Origin of the sequence: Nisaea acidiphila (genome assembly GCF_024662015.1) — a bacterium.
GTDB lineage: Bacteria > Pseudomonadota > Alphaproteobacteria > Thalassobaculales > Thalassobaculaceae > Nisaea > Nisaea acidiphila.
This window is the reverse complement of the sequence record NZ_CP102480.1, coordinates 2002390-2014826: the sequence shown is the minus strand read 5'-3', so window position 1 is coordinate 2014826 and position 12437 is coordinate 2002390. Positions and strand designations below refer to the sequence as shown.

The 12437-nt window shown below is 61.5% G+C and carries 12 protein-coding genes; 8 read left to right on the top strand and 4 right to left on the bottom strand.

Annotated elements, in window-relative coordinates; genetic code table 11:
- Positions 1–27 precede the first annotated feature (27 nt).
- From NUH88_RS09285 to NUH88_RS09265, 5 genes are all read left to right on the top strand, one after another.
- Positions 28–954 (top strand): glycosyltransferase family 2 protein, encoded by a 927-nt coding sequence (locus tag NUH88_RS09285; RefSeq protein WP_257771616.1) that lies wholly within the window; start codon positions 28–30, stop codon positions 952–954.
- Positions 955–1028: 74 nt separating this feature from the next.
- Positions 1029–3224 (top strand): PAS domain-containing protein, encoded by a 2196-nt coding sequence (locus NUH88_RS09280; RefSeq protein ID WP_257771614.1) that lies wholly within the window; start codon positions 1029–1031, stop codon positions 3222–3224.
- A gap of 114 nt (positions 3225–3338) precedes the next feature.
- The gene (locus tag NUH88_RS09275; RefSeq protein WP_257771612.1) at positions 3339–3743 is read left to right on the top strand and encodes a hypothetical protein; all 405 of its coding nucleotides are present in this window, start codon (positions 3339–3341) and stop codon (positions 3741–3743) included.
- Positions 3744–3814: 71 nt separating this feature from the next.
- On the top strand, positions 3815–4357 hold the full coding sequence (locus tag NUH88_RS09270) for a PAS domain-containing protein (protein ID WP_257771610.1): 543 nt from the start codon (positions 3815–3817) through the stop codon (positions 4355–4357).
- A 75-nt stretch (positions 4358–4432) separates the two neighbouring features.
- The gene (locus NUH88_RS09265) at positions 4433–5338 is read left to right on the top strand and encodes an amino acid ABC transporter substrate-binding protein (protein ID WP_257771608.1); all 906 of its coding nucleotides are present in this window, start codon (positions 4433–4435) and stop codon (positions 5336–5338) included.
- Positions 5339–5359: 21 nt separating this feature from the next.
- Here the strand turns inward: NUH88_RS09265 and NUH88_RS09260 are convergent, their stop codons facing one another.
- From NUH88_RS09260 to dctP, 3 genes are all read right to left on the bottom strand, one after another.
- Positions 5360–6637: a TRAP transporter large permease gene (locus NUH88_RS09260; protein ID WP_257771607.1), complete on the bottom strand. Its 1278-nt coding sequence runs from the start codon at positions 6635–6637 to the stop codon at positions 5360–5362.
- Entirely contained in the window at positions 6637–7146 is a 510-nt protein-coding gene (locus tag NUH88_RS09255) for a TRAP transporter small permease (RefSeq protein ID WP_257771606.1), read from the bottom strand. Before NUH88_RS09255 ends, NUH88_RS09260 begins: the two co-directional genes overlap by 1 nt.
- A 73-nt stretch (positions 7147–7219) precedes the next feature.
- Positions 7220–8215: a TRAP transporter substrate-binding protein DctP gene (gene dctP / locus NUH88_RS09250; RefSeq protein WP_257771605.1), complete on the bottom strand. Its 996-nt coding sequence runs from the start codon at positions 8213–8215 to the stop codon at positions 7220–7222.
- A 337-nt stretch (positions 8216–8552) separates the two neighbouring features.
- On the opposite strand from dctP, the gene NUH88_RS09245 reads away from it, so the two are divergent.
- Genes NUH88_RS09245 through NUH88_RS09235 form a run of 3 tightly spaced genes read left to right on the top strand, consistent with a single transcriptional unit; the run spans position 8553 to position 11298 of the window.
- Complete coding sequence (locus NUH88_RS09245; protein ID WP_257771604.1) at positions 8553–9557, top strand: DUF4166 domain-containing protein; 1005 nt, start codon at positions 8553–8555, stop codon at positions 9555–9557.
- Between the two features lie 53 nt (positions 9558–9610).
- Positions 9611–10192, top strand: coding sequence for a DUF4166 domain-containing protein (locus tag NUH88_RS09240; RefSeq protein ID WP_257771603.1), 582 nt, complete (start codon positions 9611–9613; stop codon positions 10190–10192).
- Positions 10189–11298: a saccharopine dehydrogenase family protein gene (locus NUH88_RS09235; RefSeq protein WP_257771602.1), complete on the top strand. Its 1110-nt coding sequence runs from the start codon at positions 10189–10191 to the stop codon at positions 11296–11298. The genes NUH88_RS09240 and NUH88_RS09235 overlap by 4 nt, the downstream gene beginning before the upstream one ends.
- Before the next feature lie 73 nt (positions 11299–11371).
- Here NUH88_RS09235 and NUH88_RS09230 read toward each other — a convergent pair whose 3' ends face one another.
- Positions 11372–12403: an extracellular solute-binding protein gene (locus NUH88_RS09230; protein WP_257771601.1), complete on the bottom strand. Its 1032-nt coding sequence runs from the start codon at positions 12401–12403 to the stop codon at positions 11372–11374.
- Positions 12404–12437 lie beyond the last annotated feature (34 nt).

The window sequence follows — 12437 nt, the reverse complement described above, 5'->3', positions numbered from 1 at the left end:
CCCCAAGTCTTTTTTCGGGTCCAAACTGTGTCACTTACGGTCTCTGTCTACATCCCGTGCTTCAATGCCGAGCGAACGATCGGCGCGTGCATCGCTTCATTGATCTCCCAGCAACGCAAACCGGACGAGATCATTCTCGTCGACGATGGAAGCACCGACCGCTCGGTCGAGATCGCGACGCGGTATCCGGGTGTGAAACTCGTTAAGTTTCCGGGAAATAAAGGGCTCGCGACGGCCCGGAATGCGGGCGTCAGGTTCAGCAAAGGCGAGCTCATCGCGTCCATAGATTCCGACTGTGCGGCCGACCCTCGCTGGTTGCGAATTCTCGTCGAGGAAATGGAACGGGACCCGGATTTGTGCGGTGTCGCCGGAGGCGTTCAGGAAACGGAACTCGGTACGATCGCGGATCGTTGGCGAACCTATCATATGGCTCAGCATTACGGGCAGAACCGGGTCGACAATCCGCGCTTCCTTTACGGAGCGAACACTCTCTTTCGCCGCCATGTTTTGGTGCGGGCCGGAAGCTACCCGGCATATCTCCGTACCAATGCGGAGGATTTCCAGATCTGCAAGCAGATCTACAAGAACGTTCCCAATGCCAAGCTCAGGTATATTCCGTCGGCCTATGTCAATCATCTGCGGCGCGATACACTTCGGTCGCTCGCAAACACTTATTGGAAGTATCAGACCTACCTGCACTGGAGGCGCGCCGTCACGTATGGCACTCCACGCACGTTTCTTGACGTGAACTATCAGGTTTTTGTTCTGGTGAGCCTGGCTTGGGGGCGACAACTTGTTTGGGACCTCAAGCGTGGCCGGCTTGAGAGCGTCCTCGTTGCTATGTATCTCACGTGCAAGTTGCCGTGGCTTCAGATTCGGGAATATTTCCGTCACCTAACCGCTTTGAAACGTGTCGATGGCGCGTCGTCCGGGACGGTCTCGCGAGATTCGTGAGTTTCCGTTCATCTGATAAGGTAGCACCGTCCGGGAGAGGGGCGTTTCCCACTCGGTGCTGAGGGGCAGCAACGATGTTCATGGTCGCAATCCTCGTTTGCTGCACGAATATTGCTTTGCTCGCTGTGCTCGTAGCGGTGGCGAGCGGCGATGGGCCGGTTTCCGGTGGGATGCTGATCGTTCCGGTCTGCCTCGCGGCGGGCGCCGTCGTCGGCACGATCGGGTTGGCAATTCGAACGCGACAGGCTGAACGTGAGCTGAGACGGCGTGTGGAGGCGGCACTGGATGCCGAGCGTGCGCGAGCGACTCGTCTGGAAGAAATTCTTCGTGAGGCGATCATGGCAATGCCGGCCGCCTTCGCTGTTTTCGACGAGTCGGACAGGCTGGTTCTCTGCAACGAGGAATACGTCAAGTACACGTCGACATTCCGAGGGGACCCGGACCGGGCTGTCGGGGTCAGTTTCCGGCAGATTTTCTCGGAGGTGGTCGGAAGCGGGATGGTTGCGGGTGTCGGACCGGACGAACGCGAGCGCTTCATAGAGGATCGCATGAGGATCCACGAGGAAGCCACCGGAACTGCGCACGAGCAGTTCCTGGGGGATAGCGTCTGCGTAACCTACGAGACCAGGATACCGCAGGGCGGCATCATTCTTCTGCGGCAGGATGTGACGGAGCAGCGCCGATTGGAACGGCGGCATCAGGAAGCCGAAGATCTGCTGCGCAACCTGTTCGACAATTTCACTCATGGGATCATGATACGCGACCGGGAGACCCGGCTTGTCCGGGCCAATCAGGTGGCGCTTGAGCAGATCGGCATGACCGAAGAAGAGGTGGTCGGGTGCAGCACGGCCGAGATGTTCGAGATGATGGGCATCGAGGATTTTACCGGCGATGTAACGGCGCAGGAGCTTCGCCTCATGGCGCAGCGCCAGCGAGATGACGCCTTGATTTCCCGCGCCGGCCCTGATGGGACGCCGGCGCACTTGCTTATCTCGCGCTTTCCGATCGTCGACCGCGATGACGTCGTTCAGGGCCTTGGAGTGCTGCGATACGACGTATCGGACCTGATAGAGGCGCAACGCGCTCTGGAGATCGCGAAAGCGAGCCTTGAGAAGACCGTACTTGAGCGGACCGAAGAATTGCGGGTAAGCGAGCGCCGTTTCCGTATTCTTGCCCATGCTTCTGCGGACTGGTTCTGGGAGTGCGACGCGGATTTGCGCTTCACCTATCTGTCGGAGAATTTCCCCAATCCCGTCGATCTCCCGGCAGCGGATCTGATTGGCATGTCGCTGCAGGAATATCACGAAAAGGTCGGCGATTCCGAAGAGGCGAGCCGGGATTTGTTGAGCGCTTACGCCAATCGCGAACAGATCCGGGACTATGAAATCGCGCGCAAAGTCACAGGGGCCCCGGGGCATTACCGCCTGAACGCCATCCCGTTATGGAAGAACGGAGTTTTCGAGGGGTATGTCGGTGCGACGACCGACATCTCGGAACTTTACGAGGCCCGGAAGAGCCTGATCGAGTCGGAACGGCTTGCATCTTTGGGAGCCATGGTCGCCGGGATCGCACATGAGGTGAATACGCCGATCGGCATCTGCGTCACAGCAAGCACCACCGTCTCGAGCTCGGCGAGTTCGCTGATCGATGGTCTCGCGACGGGAAATCTGAAGAGGAGCGCGTTCGAAGCCGCGCTCTCGAGGATCACCGAGGGAATGAAACTCGTCGATGCAAATCTTGCCCGCGCCGCGAAGCTGATCTCCAGCTTCAAGAGCATTGCGGTGGATCAGACCAGCGAGGAGGAACGGGTCTTCAATCTGATCGAGTACCTTCAGGACATCGTCGACAGTCTTAGCCCACAGCTTCGGCATGAGGATGTTACCGTCTCGATCGACGGGCCGGACGACCTTGTCCTCCGAAGTTATCCCGGCGCGATAGCCCAGATTCTGACCAATCTCATAATGAACTCGGTCATTCACGGGTTTTCGGACCGCGACCATGGCGCCATTTCCATCACGATTGCACGGTCCGGTCGCTTGCTGGAGTTTACTTATGCGGACGACGGTCAGGGCATGTCGGGTGAGGTCGTGAAGCAGGTGTTCGATCCGTTTTTCACGACGAAACGCGGCCAGGGCGGCAGCGGACTCGGAATGCATATCCTGTTCAATCTTGTGACACAGGTCCTCAAGGGAACGGTCCGGTGCGAGAGTACGCCCGGACACGGCGTCACTGTTACGATCCGGTTCCCGATGATCGAAGCGGGCGGATGATCGTGCGTCGCCGGCGCCAGACAGTGTTTTAGAATTTTCCAAAAAAAATCTTCAAACCGCGTTGCGCATACCATTAGGTGCATTTAATCTGATAAAAAAAACATGGATTTTACCGTGATCCAGACGAGGCGTATCGTCCATAAGAGCCTTGTATTCCTGAAGATTGACATTCAGGAAGCACTCACCGGTGAAGCCGTCGAAAAAGGCATCGAAGTCCTGGATCGCTACCCGGAATACGGTAGCGGAGGTCCTGTTCTCTGGGACCTTAGGGAAGCTGACCTCTCGCGCTACTCGACGCGGGAGATGGTCGTGACCAACTTTGTGCTTCAGCGTTATCCCGGGCGCCTGAGCGCGAAATCCGCGAGTCTTGTCGCGGACCGGAGCGCCATGCTTCTCGCACGCCTCTGGTCGGTCTATCGGATTGAACAGTTCCCGCAGGAACGCCGGGCATTTCTGGATTTCGAAGATGCGGTTGCCTGGCTTGCCGAAGGCATACCTGCCGCGGCCGAAACAACCTGATCCGGGCAAAACGATGGCTGTAGCGGTGAAGCCGGGCTATTGTCCGTGACCGGCTCCGATGGAGAGTGCCATTGACTGCCCGGGTCGAAGCAGGGCTGGAAAAGATTTTTCCGGAGGCTGCGCCGCCGCTTTTGGCCGATTTCGCACGCTACTGGCTTTGCAAGTTTCACGAGCGCGGTTTGCCTCGCTGGCGGGACATGGATCCGGTCGATTTTCCGTGGGCGCTGTCTCGTATTTTCATACTTTCCCGAGTGGAATCCGGCCGGTTTGCCTATCATCTGGTCGGTGAGGATCTGGACCGCATGCTCGGAGGACATCTCAAAGGCAAGACTGCGGACCAGGTCTTCGAGCCGGGTTACGCGGAGTATACAGAGCGGCGTTGGGAGCGTGCCGCGGCGGAAAGGCTCGTCTGCTATAACGGTTCCTTTCATCTGACCGTCGACAATGTTCCACGCATCGCAAGGCGGGTCCTGTTTCCGCTGTCGGAGGACGGCGAGCTCGTCGACCGGCTGATCGGCGTCGTGCATTTCGATCGCCGGGGACCGGATCGGAAGGAACAATTCGGTCCGTCATACAGTTTCCTCTATTGGACGGAGGTGTCCGAGCTCATTTGAAGCGGCCGTCCCTTGCGTGTGCTTTTTTTCAATGTAAAGTAGCGGTGTCCGAGCCGCGCTTCCGGAGGCCAATTCATGAGATTCTTTCGCCTTGGCGTGGTTACGCCGCTTCTTGCTCTGCTGGCAATTGCCGGTACGGCGTCCCGTGCCGACGCGGGTGCTGTCCTCGACAAGATCATGATGGCGAAGACCATCTCGCTCGGTGTGCGTACCGATGCGCCGCCCTTCGCGGTCAAGGAGGGCTCGACCCTGAAGGGATTCAGCGTCGATCTTTGCGGTCTGATCGCCAACGTCGTGGTAGATGCGCTGGGCGTGGCCGAACTGAAGGGCCGGGTGGTTCAGGTCGATGCCTCGAACCGGTTCGAGAAACTCGCATCGGGGGATATCGACGTCCTTTGCGGCGCGACGACGATAACCCTGGCGCGACGGGAGAAAGTGGCATTCTCGATCCCGACCTTTATCACCGGTGTCGGCGTGGCCGTGCGGAAGGATGCCCCGGACCTGCTGAAGGAAGTCTTGCTGACAAACAGCCCGGCGAACGCCTCGCGGACCGTCGTTGCGAGTGCGTTGCAGGGCCGGACATTCGCCGTCCGAGAGGGAACGACGTCGGAGGCATGGCTGAGCCGCAGCCCGATCGCCGGCATCGAGGGGGTGAAAATCGAGACGGTCGCCAGCCATGACGAAGGCATGGGGCGGCTGTCGGCCGGTACCGTCGATGCCTATTTCGCCGACCGCGCAATCCTCGCCGGACTGATCCGCAAGCGGGAACTGGGCCAGTTCGAGTTTTCCCAGAAGAGTTACACGCTGGAGCCCTACGCGCTGGCGATCCGGCGCGGCGACGAGGATTTCCGCCTGCTGATCGACCGGGCGCTCAGCAAGCTTTACCGCTCGGGCCAGATCTTCGACGTGTTCGAGGCGCATTTCGGCAAGCCGAGCCAGGAAGTCCGGTTCTTCTACGGCGCGGTTTCGCAGCCCGACTGAGCGGGGCGGCCGGCTTTCTGCTCAGCGCATCAGCTGGTAGGGAATATAGAGCGCGAGGTCCTTCCAGAACCAAAGCAGCGCCGCCGTTGCCAGCATGAAACCGGCAAAGGGAATGGCGCCGCGGGCGACATCCTCCAGCCGTGCTTTGCCGACCGCCTGGATCACGAAGAGGTTCATGCCGACCGGCGGCGTGATCAGCGCGGTTTCGATCAGCACCACGAAGAAGATGCCGAACCAGACCGGGTCGATATTCATGTTGAGCACGGCCGGCAGCATCACGGGAACCATGATCAGCAGCATCGAAAGGCTCTCGAGGAAGAAGCCCATGACCAGCAGCACCGCGCCGACCGCGAGCATGAAGAGCGCGGGCGTGGAAATGCTCTCCGTCAGCAGCGAGGAGATGGTCTGGGGGATCAGGTAAAGCGCGATGGCGTAGGAGAAGACCTTTGCGCCGGCGATGATGATCAGCACCATGACGGAAGTCTTCAGCGAGGCCTCGACCGCCTCCTTCAGCATCGGCCAGTCCATCCGCCCCATGGCGAAGGTGATCATGAGCGCGGCGACGAAGCCGAGCCCGGCGCTTTCCGAGGGCGTCGCGATGCCGAGATAGATCGAGCCGACGACCGCGGTTGCCAGCAGGATCGTTGGCAGCGCTCCGAGCGTGGCCTGTCCGCGCTCCCGCCATGGCGCGGCCGCAACCGGCTGATAGTGGCCGGAGAGGCGGGCATAGGCCATGCCGTAGAGCGTGAAGATCCCGGCGAGAAACAGGCCCGGGCCGATGCCGGCGAGGAACAGGGTCGGGATCGAGGTCTCGGAAACCACGCCGTAGATGATCAACGGGATCGAGGGCGGGATCAGGATCCCGAGCGTGCCGCCGGCGGCGAGCATGCCGAAGACGAAGCGCCGGTCGTAACCGCGGTTCATCATCTCCGGGATTGCGACGGTCCCGATGGTGGCAGCGGTGGCGACGGAGGAGCCGGAGATTGCCGAGAAGAGGGTGCAGGAGAGGATCGTCGCCACCCCGAGCCCGCCGGGCCAGTGTCCGACCCAGCTCTGCACCGCGGCATAGAGATCGCGGCCGACACCGCCTTTCAGAAGCACGTTGGACATCAGCAGGAACATCGGCACGGCAAGCAGCTCGAAACTGTCCATCGAGCCGTGCAGGCGCTGCGGCACCGCGACCATCGGCAGGCCCTTCAGGGCGAGCAGGATGACGCCGAGCCCGCCAAGCGCGAAGGCGACCGGGGTGCGCAGCAGCAGCAGCGCGACCAGTGCCGCGAGGATCAGGAAGGCTTCCATCAGTGCGCGCCTTCCAGGATGTCGTCCTCCGGCAGTTCCTCGGTCCAGACCCGCACGAGCTGGGCCAGGCCCTGCAGCACCAGCAGCGCATTGCCGACCCAGACCGGGGCATGGGTGAACCATTTCGGCGGGGCGAGGTAGGTGTCGGTGGTGTGTCCCGCGAGCGTGTCGTGCAGCCAGAGCGCGAAGCCGAAATAGATCGCCGCGCCGGCGAACAGGAACATGACCAGGATGGCGAGGCTTTCGGCGAGCTTGCGCCAGAGGCTGCGCGGATTGCGCAGGATCAGCTCGATGGTCACCATCTCCCGGTGTTTCAGCACGTAGGCGGCGGCGAGATAGACCACCCAGACCTGCAGGATGCGGCTGACCTCGTCGACCCAGATCGTCGGCGCGTTGAAGACGTAGCGCATGACGATCTCGAAGGTGATGAAGAAGCCGACGGCGACGAGGCACCAGGCGCAGAGCTTGCCGGTGAACTCGGATATCGCGTCGATGCACTTCAGGATCATGACGGGTCTCTTCGCCTGAATTCGCAAGAGGGCGGGAGGCGGGTCGCCCCGCCCCCGCGCATCGTTTCGGTGCTTACTGCGCCGCGGCCCGGGCCGCGGCGACGGCGGCCTTTCCTGCGCCGCCGTTTTCCTTGACGAAACGGTCGACGATGCCGGCGGTCGCCTTCTTCCAGGCGGCGCGCTGGGCGTCGGTCAGCTCGACCACGTTCATCTTGCCGCGGGCTTCCTCGACGGCTTCGGCCTGCTGGGCGAAGATCTGGTCGCGCAGCTGCTGCTCGACCTCGCGGGCGGCCTCGTTGACGATCTTCTTGTTGGCGTCCGAGAGACCCTCGTAGACGTCATTGTTCATCACCGCGACGAACTCGATGGCGCTGTCATAGGTCAGCGTCAGGTGATCCATCACCTCGTAGAGCTTGCGGGACTTCACGCCGGAGACGCCGGTCATGCCGACATCGACCGCGCCCTGCTGGTAGGCGAGGAACTGCTTGGAGCCGGACATCAGGGTCGGTGCGCCGCCGAGAGCCTCGACGGTCCAGCCCTGGATCTTGCCGTAGGTCCGGACCTTCTTGCCCTTGAGGTCGCCCGGCTCGACGATCGCCGCGTCCTTGCCGAGATAGACGTTGAGCCCGTAGGCCTGCCACCAGAGGATCCGGTTGTTGGTTTCCTTCAGGATGGCGCTGTCGAGCTCCTTGCGCATCGCGCTGTCCGGCGCGACCGCGGCGCGGACATGGGCCTCGCTGTCGAAGATGAAGGGGATCGCGACCACGTCGACGGTCGGTACGGAACCGGCGAAGCGGCCGATGAAGGCGGAGCCCGCTTCGATCGCACCGGAGCCGACGGCGCCCGGCACTTCCTTGTCCTTGAAGAGCTGCGCCGACGGGAAGAGCTGCACCTGCAGGTCGCCGCCGGACTTCTCCTCGACGATCTTCTTGAATGCGAGCCAGTTCTGCCCGAGGGAGTGCTTCTCCGGGAGCTGCAGGGTGACCCGGATTGTGGTCTCGGCAACGGCCTGCACAGGCTGAGCCAGCAGAGCGGCCGCGGCAACGGCGCCCAGGATCCAACGCTTCATGGTTTCCTCCTTTAAGGATCGGTCTTCTGCGTCTGTCGAAAGGTTCGTTCGATAAGCGGACCCGTTGAGCAACGGACATATATCGAAGAAGAGGATTTCGGACGTTTTCATATCGGAAATCGCGCGCGGGTCAACCCGAAGTGACGAGGGCTCAATATGAGCGAGACGCCGGATCTCGCAATGCGCTGCCGGTGACCGGCATTATTCAAGTGTCCATTGTGGAGTGTGCGACAATTGATCCGGCGCAGAATATTCGCGCGCTAATTATAGTCGGTTTCGTAGATCTCGATTGGCGCATGTCGATGGCTGAAATGCTGAACCGGATGGGGCAGGCGACATGAACGGTGAGCCGATATCCGCCGGCGTTTCGGTGGTCTATGACGGCGCATGTCCGCTATGCCGGTCAGTCGCTCAGGCGATGGCGCTCAGAACGGAGCACGGCACGCTTGCGCTTGTTGACGCAAGGACGATGCAGGCGCACCGGCTTTGCCGAACAGCGGAAGAGCAAGGCCTCGATCTTGACAAGGGGATGCTGATCGAGGCGGACGGGCGTCTCTATTACGGAGCCGAAGCGACGCTCTTTCTCGCGCGCTACGGCGATCCCGGCCAGGTGCTGACGAAGCTTGCCCGATTGCTGCACCGCTCCCGCAAGGCCTCGGAGATGGCCTATGCCATCCTGCGCGGCGCTCGAAAAGCCCTGCTGTTTTTGCGGGACGTTGACGGGTTGGGAAAGCCCAGCGATGCCAGTCGGCCGATCTTCGCTTCGGTTTTCGGTGACGACTGGGAGCGCCTTCCTCCGGTCATCCGAAGGCATTATCCGAACCGCCCGTTTTCCGATGATGCCACCCGGGTCGAAGGTGCGCTCGACGTCGTCAGTGCCGGTCCGGTTCGTTTGCTGGCGCCGCTGCTTTCCGCTCTCGGGCAGATACCGGCCCGCAATGATCACGGTGTGCCGGTGTCGGTGACATTCAGAAGCGATCCCGGCAGCGCGGCCTTCGTCTTCGACCGACGGTTCCGCTTCGACGACGGCGACTATCATTTCCGCTCGCGCATGCTCCATCTCGGCGGCGGTGAGGTCGTGGAAGTCATGCGTTACGGGTTTTTCTGGCGCTGCCGCTACGCCTGGCGCAACGGAAAGGTGATCCTTGCCCACCGCTGCTACGGGATCCGGCTCTTCGGGTGCCACGTTCCGCTGCCGCTCGGCCTGCTGCTGGGGCGGAACGAGGCCGAGGAGGTTCCTGTGGATACGGACAGTTTCGAAATGATGACGCAGATCACCCATCCGCTCTGGGGCCGGGTCTATGAATATCGTGGCCGCTTCAGTTTCGTGGAGGATGGGTAATGCCACTCGATTCTGTTGCGCTTAGATCGGAAGGTGAGCTTTTTCGGGAGGTCATGGGGGACAAGTGGTCGAACCTCCACCCGGATATCCAGAAGCGTTTCGAGAAGAATCCCGAACCGGGAGCACCGCTTCGTTATCGCGGCATTCTCGATGAACTCTCCTGCTCGTTCGCTGGAAAGCTGCTCGGCTTCCTGACGAGGCCATTGATCAGGGGCGCGCTGATCCCCCATAGCGCCACGAACGTGCCGGTCGACATCCAAGTTTATGCGGAGCCCGGCGACCCCGCGATCTATAAACACCGCATCTATCACCTTCCGGGCAGAGAGCTGGTCGAGTTCACCTCCTTCATGCGCAGGAGCACGCGGGGGGAGGTCCTGGAATATGTCGGTTTCGGCCTCGGCATGAAGCTGCTCGTCTTCGAGAAGGAAGGGAACCTGCATTTCCAGAGCGACGGCTATTTCTGGGATCTTGGTTTCGTGCGCATTCCGGTGCCGGGACTGCTTTCCCCCGGCAAAACCTATCTCATGCATATCAACGAGGGCGCGGGGCGCTTCCGCATCCGCATCGATATTGATCATGTCCTCCTCGGTCCGATGTTCGTGCAGGCGGGCGTCTTCGAGGAGATACAGGAGTGAGTACGCGCGTTCTTGTTCTCGGCGGTTACGGGACCTTCGGCAGTTTCATCTGCCGCAACCTCTCCGAAGATGAGGGGCTGACCGTAATCGTCGCCGGCCGGTCGCTCGAAAAGGCTCGGGACCTGGCCGAAAGCCTACCCGCCGCCGAAGCGGAACAGATCGATGTGACGGAACCTCTCGGCCCGGTGCTGGCGCGGATCCGGCCGGATATCGTTATCCACACCTCGGGGCCATTTCAGGGGCAGAGTTATGCGGTGGCCGAAGCCTGTATCGAGGCCGGTTGTCACTACATTGACCTCGCCGACGGCCGCGATTTCGTTACCGGGATCGGCAGGTTGGACGGGGTGGCGAAAGCGAAGGGTGTCACCGTCGTCAGCGGGGCGAGTTCGGTTCCCTGCCTGACCTCCACCATTGCCGACCATTACCGGTCCCGGTTTTCCTGCCTCACCAGATTGGACTACGCGATCGCGACGGCGCAGCGCACCGGGCGCGGTCTGGCGACGACGACTGCGATCCTCGGTTATGTCGGGCGCCCCTTCACCACGCTGATCGACGGGTCCCGGCGGACTGTCCATGGCTGGCAGGGACTGACGGCCCGCCGTTATGGCGATCTCGGGACCCGGCTTCTCGGCTATTGCGACATCCCCGATCTTGAGCTCTTTCCGGAACGCTATCCGGACCTTCGGACGATACGGTTCCGCGCCGGGCTCGAAGTGCCGTTTTCCCATCTCGGGCTCTGGGGACTTTCCTGGCTGGTGCGGTTCGGACTCGTCCGCAGCCTGGTCCCGCTCGCGCCCTTGTTGCTCAAAGCTTCGAACCTGTTCGACCGTTTCGGTTCCGACGCCTCCGCCTTCCATATGACGATGAGCGGCACCGATGAGGCGGGCGCAGAAACCTCGCTCACCTTGGAGTTGGTCGCCCGCTCCGGCGATGGCCCGAACATACCCTGTATTCCGTCGATCCTGCTGGCGCGGAAATTGGCGGTGAAATCGCTTGGAGCTTCGGGCGCGATGCCATGCGTCGGTCTGATCGCTCTCGAGGAGTATCTCGCCGCGCTGGCGCCTCTCGATATCTCGTGGAAGGAGACGGAGCAGAGGCCGGCCTGAAGTATGGAGAAAACGCAAAACGGCCCGGAAGTCGCTACCCGGGCCGTCTCGTTTTTCGTTCAGACGCGAGCGCTTACTTCTGCAGCTCGGTCCAGATCGCGGTGTAGAGATCGCGCGAGGCCGGCGGGCAGGTCGGCAGGAACTTGCCGGCGGCCTGCAGTTCCTTCGGCGTCACGATTTCCGGCGCGGTCTTCATCTCTTCCGGCAGGAATTCCGCCGAGCCCTCGACGCCGTTGGCGTAGCGCGCAAAGGCGGAGATCAGCGCGGCGTTCTCCGGCTCCATGATGAAGTTCTGGAACAGCTTGGCGTTCTCAACGTTCTTGGCGTCCTTCAGGATCGCGACCGCGTCCATCCAGAGCGGGTAGCCTTCCTTCGGATAGCCGTAGGCGACCTTCGGGTTGTTCAGGCGGGCGCGGAAGGTCGAGCCGTTCCAGTTCACGGTCGCCTTGTACTCGCCGCTGGAGAGCTTGTCGGTGGTGCCGTAATCCATCGAGAGCCATTTCGGCTTCGCCGCGACGAGCGTGTCGCGCACCTTCTTCAGCACCGTCTTGTCGGTCGTGCAGGGCTCGCCGCCGACATAAAAGAGGGTCATGTTGATGATGTCGTTCATTTCCGGAACGACGTTCACCTTGCCGACCAGTTCCGCCGGCGGGTCGAGGAAAATGGCGGAGGTATTGATATCGCCGCCATAGACGGAGGTGTCGACCGCGACTCCGGTGGTGCCCCACTGCCACGGAACGGTGTAGTGCCGCTTCGGATCCCAGGGAACGTCTTTCCACTGTTCGGAGAGGTTCTTGAAGTTCTCCATCTGGTCCGGACGGCTCTCGAGCAGGAGGCCCTTCTCGACATAGATCGGCACGTAGTTGCCGGTCGGCACCACGATGTCGAAGCCGTGGCCGCCGGCCTCGATCTTGGTCAGCGCGGTGGTGTTCGAGTCATAGTCGGTCAGCGTGACTTTGACGTCGTAGGTCTTTTCGAATTTCTCGATCAGCTTGGGGTTGGTGTAGTTGCCCCAGTTGTAGATGTTCAGTTCGCCGGCGGCGAAGGCCTGCGAGCCGAGGGCCAGCGTCGCGGCGGTGGTCAGTGCAAGCAAGGACGTGCGCATGGGACTCTCCTTTTGTGCGCCTCTGGTCTGTTCT